The 16131-nt window shown below is 40.0% G+C and carries 9 protein-coding genes and 1 pseudogene; 5 read left to right on the top strand and 5 right to left on the bottom strand.

Annotated features, from left to right (window positions below):
• Positions 1–286: 286 nt before the first annotated feature.
• Positions 287–700, top strand: a pseudogene (gene yidC / locus APHWEB_RS05510) (membrane protein insertase YidC); the annotation flags it as partial.
• A gap of 238 nt (positions 701–938) precedes the next feature.
• Entirely contained in the window at positions 939–1250 is a 312-nt protein-coding gene (locus APHWEB_RS05505) for a molybdopterin-dependent oxidoreductase (protein ID WP_020848900.1), read from the top strand.
• A gap of 348 nt (positions 1251–1598) precedes the next feature.
• Here APHWEB_RS05505 and pssA read toward each other — a convergent pair whose 3' ends face one another.
• From pssA to APHWEB_RS05485, 4 genes are all read right to left on the bottom strand, one after another.
• A complete protein-coding gene (gene pssA / locus APHWEB_RS05500; protein ID WP_020848901.1) occupies positions 1599–2444 on the bottom strand; it encodes a CDP-diacylglycerol--serine O-phosphatidyltransferase in 846 nt (281 codons plus the stop codon).
• Positions 2445–2506: 62 nt separating this feature from the next.
• A complete protein-coding gene (locus APHWEB_RS05495) occupies positions 2507–3190 on the bottom strand; it encodes a phosphatidylserine decarboxylase (protein ID WP_011450657.1) in 684 nt (227 codons plus the stop codon).
• 642 nt (positions 3191–3832) lie between these two features.
• Positions 3833–7204 carry an FAD-dependent oxidoreductase gene (locus APHWEB_RS05490; RefSeq protein ID WP_020849295.1) on the bottom strand — a complete coding sequence of 1124 codons (3372 nt, stop codon included), beginning with the start codon at positions 7202–7204 and terminating at the stop codon, positions 3833–3835.
• A gap of 531 nt (positions 7205–7735) precedes the next feature.
• Positions 7736–11047, bottom strand: a complete 3312-nt coding sequence (locus tag APHWEB_RS05485) for a hypothetical protein (protein ID WP_210164998.1) — start codon at positions 11045–11047, stop codon at positions 7736–7738.
• A 649-nt stretch (positions 11048–11696) separates the two neighbouring features.
• Between APHWEB_RS05485 and efp the strand changes: the two genes are divergently transcribed.
• From efp to APHWEB_RS05470, 3 genes are read left to right on the top strand one after another with little or no spacing between them, the layout of a single operon-like run.
• On the top strand, positions 11697–12263 hold the full coding sequence (efp, locus tag APHWEB_RS05480; RefSeq protein ID WP_011450660.1) for an elongation factor P: 567 nt from the start codon (positions 11697–11699) through the stop codon (positions 12261–12263).
• Positions 12264–12265: 2 nt separating this feature from the next.
• Positions 12266–13036 carry an inositol monophosphatase family protein gene (locus APHWEB_RS05475; RefSeq protein ID WP_011450661.1) on the top strand — a complete coding sequence of 257 codons (771 nt, stop codon included), beginning with the start codon at positions 12266–12268 and terminating at the stop codon, positions 13034–13036.
• On the top strand, positions 13033–13965 hold the full coding sequence (locus tag APHWEB_RS05470; protein ID WP_020848903.1) for an RluA family pseudouridine synthase: 933 nt from the start codon (positions 13033–13035) through the stop codon (positions 13963–13965). Before APHWEB_RS05475 ends, APHWEB_RS05470 begins: the two co-directional genes overlap by 4 nt.
• 639 nt (positions 13966–14604) lie before the next feature.
• Here APHWEB_RS05470 and APHWEB_RS05465 read toward each other — a convergent pair.
• A complete protein-coding gene (locus tag APHWEB_RS05465; RefSeq protein WP_011450664.1) occupies positions 14605–15975 on the bottom strand; it encodes a PleD family two-component system response regulator in 1371 nt (456 codons plus the stop codon).
• Positions 15976–16131 lie beyond the last annotated feature (156 nt).

Below are 16131 nucleotides of genomic sequence, written 5' to 3'. Positions count from 1 at the left end.
TCCATTTTGCGGTGATGACATTCGTATGCAACCAAGGGTACAGTACTGTATGTTGACAATAGTAAACCAACGATGAGCTATGAAGCGGGTTTTCTATGTAATACAATTCTGCGAGATCAGTGGTATTTTATGTGTAATTCGCGAATTCTAATGCATAAGGCTGAATAATATCAGCATCATTGCTTTCAAAGACTATTCCTGTTTTATAGAGAGTTCTAGTAGGGGGCTGAGCGATATTGCAGCTTGCTCTAAGCTATGAGCCCATATCGCGTATGGCCAATGTAAATCGCACGGTACGATAGGAGCGCATGATAAGGTAGAGGCGGTAACGCATCTATTTATGGGAGCAAAAGAGTTAGAGCTCTTGGATCAATATAAGGATACGCTAAATATACCAATGTTCGATAAGGCAGTAGACTTTGGCATGTTATATTTTATTACAAAGCCTGTATTTTTACTGTTGCAGTACTTTCATAAGCTGCTAGGAAATTTTGGTTTAGCGATCGTAATGTTAACGGTAGCTATCAAGTTAGTAGCCTTTCCTCTATCGATGAGGTCATACGTTTCAATGTTTAAGCTCAAGAGGCTACAGCCAGAGGTTTTAAGAATAAAGGAACTGTATAAAACCGATGACCTTAGAATTAGTAAGGAGATAGCTTCTTTATTTAAGAAGCATAAGGTTAGTCCTGTTAATGAATTTCCTCTGTAAGTTCTTTAGATATAGAAAGTTCAGACGCCAGAATGTATCGATATTTGCTAGAAATAGCGGCGCATTTTCGCAGAAATATCTTGTAGAGTCCGTAGACCTATAATCTTACTCTTCACAATAGTTTTTAATTCTCTTTCCGTACGTTTTTACAATTCCCATAAGATAGTAGAGCCCCCACGTTGAAAACTTAAACATTGTCCATAGAGGGATAGAAGGGGCGGATTTCTGTTTGTTAATTAATGCAGATTTGAGAGTAGATGCTCCTATTATAAATGCCAGAGTGCGTAAGCAATATCTTGAGAGGGGTATGCGCATAGCATCTATAGGATGTAATTTTAGCTATAACTATCAAGTTGATCATCTCGGTGATGATATGGCGTTGCTGGGAGAAATATGCAATGGCGATCATGAGATATGTAAGGCTTTGATGGCTGCTGAGAATCCTATAATAATTTTGGGGCAGGATGCTATTGTGGGTGATAAAGGGCATGCTGTGCTAATGAATGTGCTGCGTATTGCTCGGAAATTTAATATTGTGTGAGACGGTTGGAATGGTCTTAACGTCTTGCATAAAGCTGAGGCAAGGGTAGGTTGTTTGGATATTGTGTTTTTGCTGTAAGATCCGGCTATACTTTCTTCTGCTGCAAAGAATGATATATATGTGTTGTATCTACGAATTCACAATGCTAGCAATTACACCTTTTCAAATCTGTGTGGATGAGGTAGATATTTTTTCTGTGAAAGCTAAGAATCCTGGTCTCTTCTAGAGAAAGAGCTATGGAGAAGGGTAATTTCAGCAATTTCAAAATCTGTATAGGTGCATGTTACCAGACCATCAACGAAAGCATATTAAATGTAGGAAAATACAGGCTTACTTAACTACGGGCTGCTATACGTTGTCGTCATCTTCATCATTTTCAAATAGCAAAGCCTCCGCGTCTTCCTCTTCCATATTACTTCGCTTTGAATCAACATACATATAGTACACCCCAAAGATGGGAATAGACATAAGATACGTAAAACCCATAATCGGAAAAGTAATCCAAGGATTGGTTATAGCCAGCACCATTAGCACAGCCAAAAGCGTAATAAAAAGGTAAGACAGCCTCTTAGGTATACTATGATACTTAGCAGAAGCTGTGGGTATATTACTCACAGATAAAAATGCAACGAACACAAAGTAGATCGCGATAATATTCTTGTTCTGCAATGCATCATCAAGCACAGCAATATTAATATCACTAAAAGTAAGCATTACAGGCACAAGCGAAAGACCAGCACCTATAGGCGCGGGCACGCCTACAAAGAAGTACTTTCTCCAATCATCCTTCTCTTTATCTTTGTTCAAGGAAACATTAAACCTGGCGAGCCTTATAGACATACACACTACGAAAATCATCACCAGCATCCATCCGATGACTTTCATGTCACGCAGCAGCCAAAAATATAGCAAAAATGCCGGAGCAACGCCGAAATTCAAAAAATCCGCTAAAGAATCTAACTGAGCACCGAAACCAGTGGCAGAATTAAGCAAACGAGCTATTCTGCCATCTATTCCGTCCATAAACGCAGCCACAATTATTAATATGGCTGCTAGTTCCCAATTTCCGGCGAAAGTGTACTTTATAGAAGTCAGCCCAGCGCACAACCCCAACATTGTGACCACACTGGGGAATAGCTTCACTATAGGAAGATATCCATCACCGCTTCTTTCCTTGATATCACTTTCTCCCATGAAACAGCACAACCATAAATAGAACCTATCGGAGTGTTACCACGAATTCACAATGCTAGCAATTACACCTTTTCAAAAGTTGCTCTAGGATATCCCGCAGTACGCTCGCTATCTAAATCAGCAATAACGGTCTCTCCACCCACTAAGGTATGGCCTTCAGTTACCAAAACTGGTACCCCCGCAGGCACATAGACATTAACTCTACTGCCAAATCTGATGATACCCATTCTGCTTCCAAGCTTTACGTTATCACCCACCTTTAAATCGCATACTATCCTTCGAGCAAGAACGCCAGCAACCTGCTCAATGACGATATTGTGGTTACCAAATGTCGATTCTATGACTGACCTAACTCTTTCATTCTCACTTGTAGAGCCATCTGTGCATGCAGGAGAAAACCTACCTGGTCTGTGCTCAACAAGCTTTACTGACCCTGAAACAGGAGCACGGTTCACATGCACATTAAGTATACTCAAGAACACACTTACTCGAGTGACCATCTTGCCAGCTTCTATCGGAGATTCTACCTCTGCCACAGATGTAACTAAACCATCTGCAGGGCTTATAATCAACTTATCATCTACTGGAACAATACGATCAGGATTACGGAAGAAGCACGCGCAAAGTACGGTAATAATCTGAAAAACCAATCCGAGTCCGAAAGAAAAGGCGAAACCAATGCACGTCAACACGAACGCGATCGCTATAAACGGATACCCTTGCTTATGAATATTGGGAAAACACATAACACATCGTTAGCTACTGTAAACACGCAGATTGTAGGAACTTGTTTTTCAAATTGCAATGCATCTTTTAAATGTGTTCTATATTTGCTGATAACAATGCAACAATTTTTCGATAACGGTGCGACTACTTTGTACACTATGTATTGAATGCATGGGACAGATATAGAAGGTTTATCCCTTAAAATTGCTAGCTGCACATTAATATGCGCGAGAAAACTTCCAATATCTTCAGCTGAGATACATTGCATTTTGGGTGCTCGTTACAAAAGAAACTGTGCATATATCTACAGCATATGATTATAGATGAGAGAGCATGTGGCTAGGCTTCTCCAACTATTGATTGGATGCTTTTTCGGCATTGTACAGTGTCGTGCTTGAGAGTGCTTTATATGCGCGTTTTCAGCACTTACTTATATACATTTTGAGCGCTTTCAGTAAGCAGTGCCGTTGCGTCTGCATAGGTAATTATGGCAAATATAATGATCTAAAACCATGCAAAATGAAATCATGCCCAGAATATTACATGTTTGTGGGGATTGATTCTGCGGAACGGATGTGCAATGTTGAACTTTTAGTGCGCCTGCAAAGATAAACTTTTTTCCTTATATAAAGGATAATATAGGGTCTTTTTAAACTAATACATTAATCATGAGTGTCTTTTCGTGATTGGTTAGTATTGAATGCCTGCTTTAGGCAATGACTAACCCACATAGATGTGCATTTTTCTAGGACACTGTTTTGCTTTAATCTATCTTGTAGAAAATCAAAATCAACTTTGTTAGCGCATTGATCTTGATTTACGCAACTGTATACAAAGCGTTCTTCTCCCGTTAGTGGGTCTACATGCTTTTGTATGCATTGTCCGCATATTTCTTTCATCATACACTGCATAGGAGAATTTATAGAGGCCACTATCTTAATGTTAGACTTAAACATGTGTTTGAATTTTCCTGAAATAACACGCTGAAGAGCAGCCATCATCCCGCTAGAACCTACCATAATTATCCTGTCTATTGAATTTAAAGTTATTTTAGTTTGAGGATCATTATAATAAGCTTCTATTGCGGCTAATATATTGCCATAAAAGAATTTATCGTCAGGTCTCTGAGGCTGAAATTTGCCAGTTTCACAGCACCATACAGCTACATCAGACGCATATTCTATCTGTTGCCTTCCAAAGATGCTTGATTCAGATTTAAAGCCAGCAAAAAATAAAACTTTACACTGCTGTGTTAGCATTGCTTCACCAATGGAGAAAAGTACGGCATTGCCTACTCCTCCTCCGATAAGCATAACATTCTCATTGTGAGGTATATGCGTAGGAGAACCTGTGGGCCCCATAAGGCTTATTGATTGCCCAGGTTGTAAGTGTTTACACAGTCTAGATGAGCCGCCTACGTCTAATACTACAACCGAGACTGTCCCATTCTCTTTGTCTACATATGCCCCCGTTATGGCAAGGCATTCCATCTCTAGGTTAGGGTGATTGTTTCTTCCTAGGTTTTGCAGTCTGTAGAACTGTCCAGGTTGGAAATTTGCAGCAGCAAGAGGTGAGCGCACTACTATCTCGACAATGTTATCGGTCAAGGAGATAACTTTAACAATTTGCGAAGAAAACAGTCTGTTTATGTCTGAAAAAAAACCTTCGCTATCTGAACACTTTGGAAAATCTTCCAATGCCTTTGTGATGGAAGTATAACCACTTTTAGCACTTGCAAGAGCTTTGACGACACTGCCTTTATAGTAGGGATGTATGTCACCGAATGCGCTGATAGTTTTTTCTGCAGAAATATAAAAATTATTTTCGTCTAGAGGCATATTTTCCTGTGTATCTATGCTTGATGCAGAATGGGAATTATATGTTTTGCACTCTTCCAAGGTTATTGAATTTTCATTTGTGCCTATAGCGACTACTATGCTTTTGGCGGCGATGTATTTTTTTGCATTATCGATGTCATGTACTTGTAAGCCAGCAGCTGAATTGTGCTTATCTACTATTATCTCATCTAGTTGAAGATTTTCAGCGAAATATATTCCTTCAGACATAGCATGCTCTAACTCCTCGCTATTCAGCCTATAGGCGGTGGATGATGAGAAACTCCCTCTATAGACTATAGTGACCCCGCCCCATTTTTGGAGGAGTTTGAGAATGTTAGGAGATCTTTGTTCGGCAATTGCTAGTTCTTTTTCGCATCTGATCTGCCTAGCATGTTCAATAAACTCATTAAATATCTCGCGTTCTTCGTCCGACCAGCAAATTTCTGAAGTATTGGTTGCACATTCCTGTAGCAGGGTTTCATATCTCTGTAAAAATTTTTCAACCTGTACAGGATAATACGCAAGTAGTTCAGTTGCTGCGTCTACTGCGGTTAATCCTCCTCCGATTACAATCGCAGGTAAGCGGATTTGTAAATTTGCAATTGAGTCTTTGTGTGCTGCATTTCCAAGATGTAGGGCCATGAGAAAAGAAGAAGCAGTCATGACTCCTTTCACCAGCATGTTTTTTAGCATAGGAATTTTAGGAGCTCCAGCCCCAGTAGCTAGTGCTATGTGATGGAATCCTATAGTAAAGGCATCATGTGCGCTTAATGTACTGCCTAATCTTACTCCGCCATGCATCATGAAGTTTGCTCTGCGCTCAAGAAGTATGCGTGCTATTTTCAGGTAATTTTTGCTCCATCTAGCAGTGATACCATATTCAGATACCCCTCCAAAGCCGTATGCTAGCCTATAGTCAAGGTGTTCAAAAAGCTCAGTTTTTGCGTCTTTAATAAGTGTAAAAGAAGTCTTCTTATTGTGTTCTGTAACTCCTGAAAGATGTTCCGGTAATGGGTCAATTTTTAGTCCGTCTATCGCCACTACATTATGTCCTTCATTAAGTAGATAGTGTGCTATACCTATTCCCGCAGGTCCCAAACCAACTACAAGAACGTTTTTATCTGTAGGTTCCTTGGGCAGAATGTTTGTAAATGAAAGGGGATTCCATCTAGTAAATAGGGAATATATCTCAAATCCATGAGGTAGATTTAGAACAGAATCTAGAATATAGCTCTCTATGGAAGGTACATCTACAGGCTGTTGCTTTTGATAAATACAGGCGCGGGAGCAGTCATTACATATTCTATGTCCGGTAAGAGCACACATTGGGTTATCGACTGCAATCACAGCAAGTGGCGATAATACAAGCCCCTGGCTTTTCAATAGATTTGTTTCTGAAATTTTGACTTTTAACGGGCATCCGGTCATCAAAACCTGTAAAGGGGATGCTTTCACAATGTCTTGTTTGTCGACCATTCCCTTCGAGCAACTGTCCCGCTTTTGCTTGTGACACAAAATGCAGTAATGCACTTCATTTAATGCTTTATTTGCCGAAGGAGGGTTGGCAATATTAAAGCCTGTACGTTCTTTGATAAGGCAACTTTTTGCTACGGTAACGTCTATATTGTTGTCAAAACATGCGCGATCTACTGGTATGAGATTTTCAGCTTCGTATTTTTGAGGCACCTGAAATAAAATAGATTTGCTACCACTATGGACCATGTGTGCAGCATATTGGGCAGCTATATCGAGCTGCTGTTCATACTGCTCTTTATCCTCCATCCAAGCGTTTACTTTGCTGGCAAAGACGTTCTCATCAACAGGGATATTAGCGACTTCCAAGATACTGAGTAGTGCTTCTTCAACGTTTAGAGTTAGGCTTTCTCGATCAGGAAACTTCTTTATGGCATAGCGCTGCACGAAGTTCCTTTTGCATTTATATAGATCTAGAAATTCTTCGTGGAGTTTTTGATACGCCTTTAGCTCTTCTTCAATGTGAAATATTTTTGTGATAAACCTTTCCAGTAAATGGGCAAGTTCTATTATAAGCTCCGCGTCTCCTTCGCCAGTACAGCGTGCTTCAATTAGCCTTTCAAGCAGGTTTGGGCAATGCCGCTTAACTTCTTCTTGAAATAGTTCATCTATTTTCCTTAACCCGTCTATAGAGTACAGATCTTGGGGTGTTAATGTTAACATCAGCGCTTAGCCCGTGCTAAGTAGAGATTTCTTCATCAAATGCATGGAAACAATGACAAGCGAGGCATTATATCCGGTATACATCTAGCGCTGCAACAACATAGATTTTTACACTTTAACTAAAAGGCAACCCGCCTTATGCAAGCCTTTCTGAAAGGGACTTACCTATAGTGACTCTATCTGATGGTCAGCTGTTTTGCGTTCAGGGAATATGCAATAACCAAATTGAAACATCACCTTAGAAACATCATTAATGTACTTATTGTGTGTTTGATTGCAAGTTAGATAAATTCTTGTAATTAAAAATCGAGGGATGTCACGCGCTTCAGCATACCTAAGTCGTATGTCAGAGGGAGCGAAATACTATAAAGGAGTTATTGAGATTAAGGTTTAGAGGTGGATTAAGTATACTGAGCGCGTTTGATTTGGGTTTAGAATCAAGAACGCGCCACACAATTCATGTTAGAAACATTAACTGTGCAGCGCGCGTGTAGATCATCCTAAATTTTATAGGATGCTGTCTTGATAGAACTAGAAACGTGCCCTTGATGCATTGGCCCTTGAAGCAAGCACTTGCGTAAGAACTCCTCCTTCTTCAAGTTGTTTTGCTAATTCATGTACAGATTTAGTTTTATGAGGCATTTGCCTTTCTTGTTGTAGTGCTTGCACAAATGATTTTCTAGTGTTACCTGAAGTGCTAGCGTCAGTTTGAGCAAAAGCTTGGCCCTCCTTTACAGAAGCATTATTCGACGAAGCGAAAGAGGTAGAGGCCTTGCTGCTTCCATAACCAGTTGCGGCCGCATTGACAGGCTTACTTGATGATGAGCCCGCTTTAGCAAACATTGCTTCCAGTGTTGACAATTGTGAAGGGTTAGAGAATTTTTTCAACACATTATGAAGCTCTTTCTTCTGAGTACCATGCTCTTCTTGAGTGTTTGAAGACGCAACACCTTCTACAGAGTTAGCTACGGAAAGGTTACCCTGTGCAGAATGTTGTATGCTATCACTCAATAGTATGCCACGCTTGGGCTTAGGAGGAGCAACAGACTTGCTTTTAATCTCACTGTTACTTTGTGCCTGAGACTCAAAAACAGAAGCTTTCGCTTTTATAGAACTTATTCCAGAACCTGTGTACTTTAGAGATTTAGGCTCATTATAAGTAGTAGATTTGCTTTCAAACATACTGAGGCTTCGAGCAAAAGATCCCGAAGTTGAAGCAGATTTCTGTAGAGTACCAACTTTGTTACTTTGTGCCTGAGACTCAAAAGCAGCAGCTTTTACTTTTACAGAATTTGTTTCAGAACCTGTGTTATTCGAAGATTTAGGCTCATTATAAGTAGTAGATTTGCTTTCAAACATACTGAGGCTTCGAGCAAAAGATCCCGAAGTTGAAGCAGATTTCTGTAGAGTACCAACTTTGTTACTTTGTGCCTGAGACTCAAAAGCAGCAGCTTTTACTTTTACAGAATTTGTTTCAGAACCTGTGTTATTCGAAGATTTAGGCTCATTATAAGTAGTAGATTTGCTTTCAAACATACTGAGACTTCGAGCAAAAGATCCCGAAGTTGAAGCAGATTTCTGTAGAGCACCAACTTTGTTACTTTGTGTCTGAGATTCAAAAGCAGCAGCTTTTACTTTTACAGAATTTGTTCCAGAACCTGTGTTATTCGAAGATTTAAGCTCAATAGAAGTAGTAGGCTTGCTTTCAAACGTACTGCTACTTTGAGCGGAAGATCCTACAGCTGAAGCTGGTTTTTTAATAGCACCGATAACTTTGGGTTGAGTAGCATAGTTGCTGCTTTCAATCGCACTGCTATTATGAGCCGATGACTCTATGGATGAAGTTGAGTTTTGTGTTTTAGGCGATTCTGCAGAAAGCTTAGGTTTAAAAGGAGTAGCATATAATGCTTCGCTAGTTGAGCTACTACTTTGAGTAGAAGATCCTATAGCTGAAGCGGATTTTTGTAGAGTACCAACTTTTGCAAGAGCATTAGGCAGTACAGCAGGCTTGTTTTCAATCTCACTGTTACTTTGTGCCTGAGACTCAAAAGCAGCAGTTTTTACTTTTACAGAACCCGTAACTGAACCTGAGTTTTTCAAAGATTTGGGTTCGGGATGGGTAGTAGGTTTGTTTGTCAGCATACTACTACTTTGAGTAGGAGATTGTATAGTCGGAGTTGGGTTTTGTGCAGTAGTTGAACCTACATAAAATATAGACTTGCTTTTAGAGGCAGGAGTGTCGTACAGCGAGTTGCTACTGCCACTACTGCTTTGAGCAGGAGATTGTATAGTCGGAGTTGGGCTTTGTTCAGTAGGCATACTTACATAAAATGTAGACTTGCTTTTAGAGGCAGGAGTATCGTACAGCGAGTTGCTACTGCCTCTACTGCTTTGAGCAGGAGATTGTATAGTCGGAGTTGGGCTTTGTTCAGTAGGCATACTCACATAAAATGTAGACTTGCTTTTAGAGGAAGGAGTATCGTATAGAGAGTTGCTACTGCCACTACTGCTTTGAGTCGGCGATGCTACAGGTGAAACTGATTTATGTGCAGTGTTGGTCTTAAAAGGAATAGGATGATACGCGTAGTTTAGAGGCTCATAGTATAGTGGTTCGCTACTACTACTACTTGGAGTAGGAGATTGCATAGGCGGAGTTGGGCTTTGTTCAGTACTTGAACTTACATAAAACGTAGGCTTGCTTTCAGTAGAAGGAGTAGCATATAACGGTCCGCTACTAGCTCTACTGTTTTGAGAAATAGATTCTGCGTCTGAAACCTCTTCAACCTCTTCTGGTATAGTACTCAAGCTCGCCCAAGAGTTGTGCCTCTTAAAAGGAATAGGGTGATACGCGTAGTTTAAAGGCTCAGCGTATAGTGGTTCGCTACTAGTACTACTACTTTGAGTAGGGGTATCGTTCTGAGGACTCTTAGGCATGACAGTACCATTTTTAATGAATTGCACAAGTGGCCCTAGAAATTTGATTTTCTTGAATAAATTAGACTTCTTAGGGGCATTAGACTGCTTATTAGAGGAATTAGACTCTTCCCCATCGTGCTTAGAAGCGCTAAGACTTACGTCCCGAGGGACAGCATAGTGGGGTTCAGTTGCTTCTGAAAGGTTTACAGAGCTGCTACTATGTGCAGTAATGTCCTCGCAAATAGCATCGAGCTCTTGTTTTGATAAATGCTTTGGCGCACCCTTAGCAAAGAACACATTCGGAACATATTTTGAGTTTACGGTTTCTGGATTTGAGACCATGCTTTCACTAGAGGAAGACGCAGCCAACGCTCGTGTTGAGTCACGTTCTGAACTTGTTTCATCGAGAAAGTTCTGGAAATCCAGTTCCTTTGATAGGCTTTCATAAGAGGCATACGTACTTAGAGTTAATATTGAGTCAGTATCTGAACACACTTCCTCAAGATAGACTTTGCTACGCTCTTTCTCCGGATCTTTTTTCTTGGGTTTCGTTGAGAAAGCTTTACCAACTTTCCTTTCTACCGATTGTATTAACGATATAAATCTCTTACCTAAAGACGATCCATGTTTTCCATCGTCTTTCTTAGAAGTTTTGGAAGGCGCGTTTTCTATACCCCCTTCAATATCACTTGTTGCTCCCTGAGCTGCTTCATTCGTAGATGGAGTGCTATAGCCGGCAACTTCTTCAGGGGAATTAGTAAATAATTGAGAAACCTTTGTGAGAGAAGCTTCCGCAGAATCATTAGATTGCGGGATCTCATTTACCGGAGAACCAGCATCTACTTCCGCGGGAAAACTTATCTTATTTTTCTTCTTAAAGATTTTTGTTAATTTTCCCATAAAAATAAATACTTTATTAAGTATCAAAAATTTTATTAATTTCTCAATAAAATGTCAAAGGATCTTAAGGATTTATCATATTATAATTTGTATACAACGGGTAGATATGCAGGGCAGTGGTGTAGTGGGTGAGGGATAAAAAAAATTGGATTTTTGCTACATTATTTTTTGTAGCATAAGGCTATTTTTGGAGAAATGTGGTCTGTGTTTTCTAGGAAAATGTCTCTATAGTAGCGAGTTTCAGTAATAATTCACTTTTTATATATTGTATAACGTGAAGGTATTGAGTGGTTTCGCTACTAGGAGGTGATGTTCATCTTGGTATCGCTCTGAAAGATCCATAAAGCTGTGTGAATTCTTGGAGTTTAACGTGCGGACTTGATAAAAACGTTGGCTCGGCAATTATGATCGCAATTCTGTACCTTTGTTGTTTGTATGAGGGGTGTCTGCTTCTGTGATGCGCATAATGAGTGTGAAATTGAGGTAGTTTTCAAGGATGTTTGCTTTGGGTTGCAATTATGAAGGCTGTATTAAGGTGTATTATGTACCAAGAGTGATAGCATCTATGCTAATATTGCATTACGTGCTGAGTATCAAATGCAGGATTGTTCTTAATTTTTTACTTGAGTTGTAGTATTCTTGCGCATAGAATTCACGTTCGTTCTTGGAGGTAGCTATGGCTGAAAGAGGGAATGACATACGGCCAGGTCAAGTTTTGGATCATAATGGGGCTCTGTATCTAGTTGTGAAAACTATGCATACGCAGCCTGGTAAGGGTGGAGCATATATTCAGGCTGAGTTAAAAAATCTGAAAACTGGTGCTAAGTATCAGGAGAGGTTTCGTGCTGATGGATATGTAAACCGTGCCATTATAGAAGAGGTCAGTTTTCAGTATATTTTTGGGGATTCATCTTCGCTTACTTTAATGAATACTGAGAATTATGAGCAGATTTCTATACCCGTGGAGCTGTTGGGAGATAAAAGTGTATACCTTCAGGAGAATATGATACTAACCCTGCTTTTCCACAAAGGTCAGGTGATATCAGCTAAGGTTCCTGATTATGTTGTGCTTGAGGTTGTGGAGGCAGAGTCAGTTATCAAGGGGCAGACTGCTTCCTCATCATATAAGTCTGCGGTATTGGAAAATGGGCGTCGTGTGAGTGTACCGCCGTTTATAAAAGTTGGAGAAAAGATAGTAATTTACACTCCTGATGACACGTATTACGAGAGGGCAAAAGACTAAGTATGGTAGCTTTATTCTCGCCTATTATAGGGGTTATGATCAATGCAGTGCGCAAGTCATCACGTGGCTTAGTGCGGGATTTTAATGAAATTAGGTATTTAAAGTCTTCTTATATAGCTGCTAGTGAATTTACGCGTGCTGCTTATTCTAGGTCTAGTGCCATAATTGCTGAGGAGCTTAGTGCATATAGGCAGGGGCTTGAGATTTTTTTTGAAGGCACGCGGGATCATCGAGAGTTGGGTCCTATGTTCTGGTACGTGAGTACGATTGACAGTAGGACAAATTTCATGCGCGGTCTTCCGTACTTTGCTACGGCGGTTGCTTTGATAAAGGATGAAGCGGTTGTTGCAGCTGTTGTTGATGCTCCTATACTGCGTGAAACATATTATGCTGAGAAGGGTTATGGGACATTTGTTGAAAGTGTGCAGAGCAGATATGTAAGAATGTATGTCACAAAAAAGGAAAGCATAAATGCTTCGATGATCGACTTTACTGCAGGGTGCTCAAGAGTTAGGGGAATCGTTTCCGAGCTTGCGGCGCAGCATGTTGTGTTGCGTTCTATGGGGTCGGTTGTTTTGGGGTTTTCGTATCTGTGTGCGGGTTGTTATGATATGCTCGTTTACTCAGGATTACATGATTATAAGGCAGAGATAGGGAGGCTTTTCGTGGAAGAGAGCAAGGGTGGTGTTACCACCGATAATGGCCTTTTTATAGCGAGTAACCTGTTTTTGAGAGACTTCATAGAAAAGAACATTACTGTAGCTGGACAGTGAAGAGTATAACCGACTATCTGGTAGCAGAGGACAAAATGCGCCTGGATAGATATGTGCGTTCTATTCTTCCAGGAGTACCTCAAGCTTTAGTTGAGAAGCTACTGCGTAAGGGTGAAATTCGTCTTAATAGTTCAAAGGCATTAGCGTCTTCTCGGGTGCAACGTGGGGACACGGTTAGTATACGCAATGTTGATAAAATTGCCTCCAGAAGCAAGGAAGCGAAGGAAGTGCATGATGATGCTTTGCTCAGGCTTGTGAGTGACAATATTATTTATAAGGATGAAAATATCATCGCAATAAATAAACCAGCGGGGGTAAACGTTCAAGGTGGCACAAAGGTAAGTATTAGTTTGAGTGACTTATTAAATAAGATCATTCCCGGAGAGCAGTTACACATTGTGCACAGATTAGACAGAGACACGAGTGGAGTGTTAATAATCGCTCGTGGGCAGTCTATAGCTAGGATCTTATCAGAAGAACTGCGCTTTCGTAGAGTGAGAAAGGAGTATATTGCTGTTACAAAAGGCGTTCCGGCCTTCAGTAAAGGCGAGATCACTATGCCGATTTATTGTAAAAAGCAGTCAGGAGTAGGGGAAACTCTTATTCCCAAAGAAGCTAAGACAGTTTTTTCAGTGTTGCAATCATCTAAAAGGCATGCAGTGATGTTATTATCCCCGGTAACGGGCAGAAAACACCAGCTAAGAATACACTTGTCTCAGTTTTGCTGTCCTATCATAGGCGATACAAAGTATTCTAAAGACACTGAGGTACAACAGCATAACTCATTGCATTTGCACGCTTTTCGTACTTCGTTTCAGCTTTTTGATCGAGAAATTGTTATAAAAGCCCCAGTACCTGAATATATGATAGCAACTATTAATGAGTTGTTTGATGATGCAACAGATGTATTGAGCTTTACTTGTGATTAACTATCGTTGCATGCATATCATAATGTGCATTATTTAAGCTTTTAGTATATGCTCGACGGTCCTATGGCTACTGAGGAAGAATCAAAGTTAAATTTGATAGTGAGCTTCTGTTATACAAAACGCAGCAAAATGCTATGGAAAGAAGCGGTGCGCTCGTGGTGAAAATGCTGTCCTGCGATCTATAGCATCTTCTTTATGCGAGGTCTTATCTAGGAGTCTTCAAGAGATGCTTGTAATGCAGAGCTAGTGGCATGTAAGAGATCTATAGTATCTAGGTATATATAGATGCTGGGAGTATACCGCTATTGGAATATAGTCACTGATAAGCTTTGCAAACAAAAAAGAGTAGGGGTGATTATAGTAAAAGTGTTATTCCGGTGATACGGCGGCATAGTTATTTATGAAAATGCCTTTTCGCTATCTATAGCATCTTATTTATGCGAGGTCATATCTAGGAGTATTGAAGAGATGCTTGTAATGCAGAGCTAGTGGCATGTAAGAGCTCTATAGTATTATGCCACATTTAAATACAACAAGGGGTGGTAAAGAGTTTGATGCTAATTGAATGCGAGAGGGCGTTTATCACGCGGTTTTTTAAAAGCCAAGGAAGTTGAGACGATCATCCCAACGAGAATAAATTTAGATTTTTTCAGACACAACCGAGTTTCTAGTTTTTTTTGCAACGTAAAGCAACTTATCCGCTCGAGTAAGTAGCTGTTCAGCCGTCTCTCCGCTTCTCAAGTTGGCCGCTCCTATGCTTAAAGTTTTGTTTAAAGGACCTGCACTTGTAGTAAAGGGAGATTCTGCTATTATGCGTCGTAGCCTGTCTGCAACTAACGTAGCCTCTTCTATACATGTTTCAGGCATAATTATAACAAATTCCTCTCCGCCATACCTTGCTAGCAGATCGGATATTCTTATGCTATTGAAGATTCGTTTACATATCTGCTGCAGTATTTCATCTCCGACCTGATGGCCCAAAGAGTCATTTACCTGCTTAAAATGGTCAATATCCAGCAGCATTACGGAGAGAGGTTTGTCTTTTTCTTGTGACTCATTAAGTATATTTTGGAAGTGCATCTCGAAGTAACGCCTGTTATAGCATCCTGTAAGAGAATCCCTTATAGACATTTCTGCATTGTTCTTTAGGTGTGACCTTAAGGCATTTTGATATCTTTTCTTTTTGATTTGTAGGTTTACTCTGGCAACAAGTTCGTTATTACAAATCGGAACCATGATGTAATCGCTAATGCCTATGTCAAACGCCTTATGCAATATATTTGTGTCTTCGCTTTCATCGATGAGCAATAATATAGATGTATAACGTGACTCTTCATTGCTGTTTCGGAACTCTGAGCAAAGTCTTAACCCATCTCCGGCAAAGTGCATATCTATAATGAGTAAATCATACTTTGCCGCGTTGGTGAAATTTATGTTCTGGGTAGGGTCGCTGAGTATAGTAGTCTCTTGGAAGCTTTCCTGTAAGAGATTATTTATGCTTTCAGCTCGGATTTTGTCTTCATCAATTATAAGAATCTTACCATCAGAAATCTGATTTGCATAATGCATGATATTATAATCTACCATGCTCATATCTTTAGTAGTCTTGCCCCTAAGCCTTAGCTCATCTACTAATATCTTGAACCGAGTAAGGGACTTGATTCTGGAAAATAGCGCAACATCATCTATAGGCTTTATCAGAAAATCATCTGCACCAGCACTCAGCCCATTAACCCTATTACTTGTAGTATTATCTAAAGCTGTAACCATTACTATAGGTATATACGCAATGGCAGGGTTTGTACGCATGTTTTTGCACGTCTCATACCCGTCCATTCCTGGCATCATGACGTCGAGAAGTATCAAATCTGGTTGATGTTCCTCTGCCATCCTTATTGCTTCAGGGCCACTTGTGGCAGTAATTACAGTATAGTATTCCGCTGTAAGCTTCGCTTGTAATAATTTAATGTTGGAAGGCAAGTCATCCACTATTAGTATTTTAGCAGTCACATTACACTCACTATTTTACCGTCTTGCACAATACGATGAATCGTACCTGACACTATAGTCTTGCTTCATATAAGATTTACAAGTGTAGAAGAAATAGATAAAACATTTCTTATTTCGTATTACACATAAAATAACATAGGCATGCCTTACAATGCG

The sequence above is a fragment of the Anaplasma phagocytophilum str. Webster genome (assembly GCF_000964685.1).
GTDB lineage: Bacteria > Pseudomonadota > Alphaproteobacteria > Rickettsiales > Anaplasmataceae > Anaplasma > Anaplasma phagocytophilum.
This window is presented reverse-complemented; position numbering and strand designations above follow the sequence as displayed.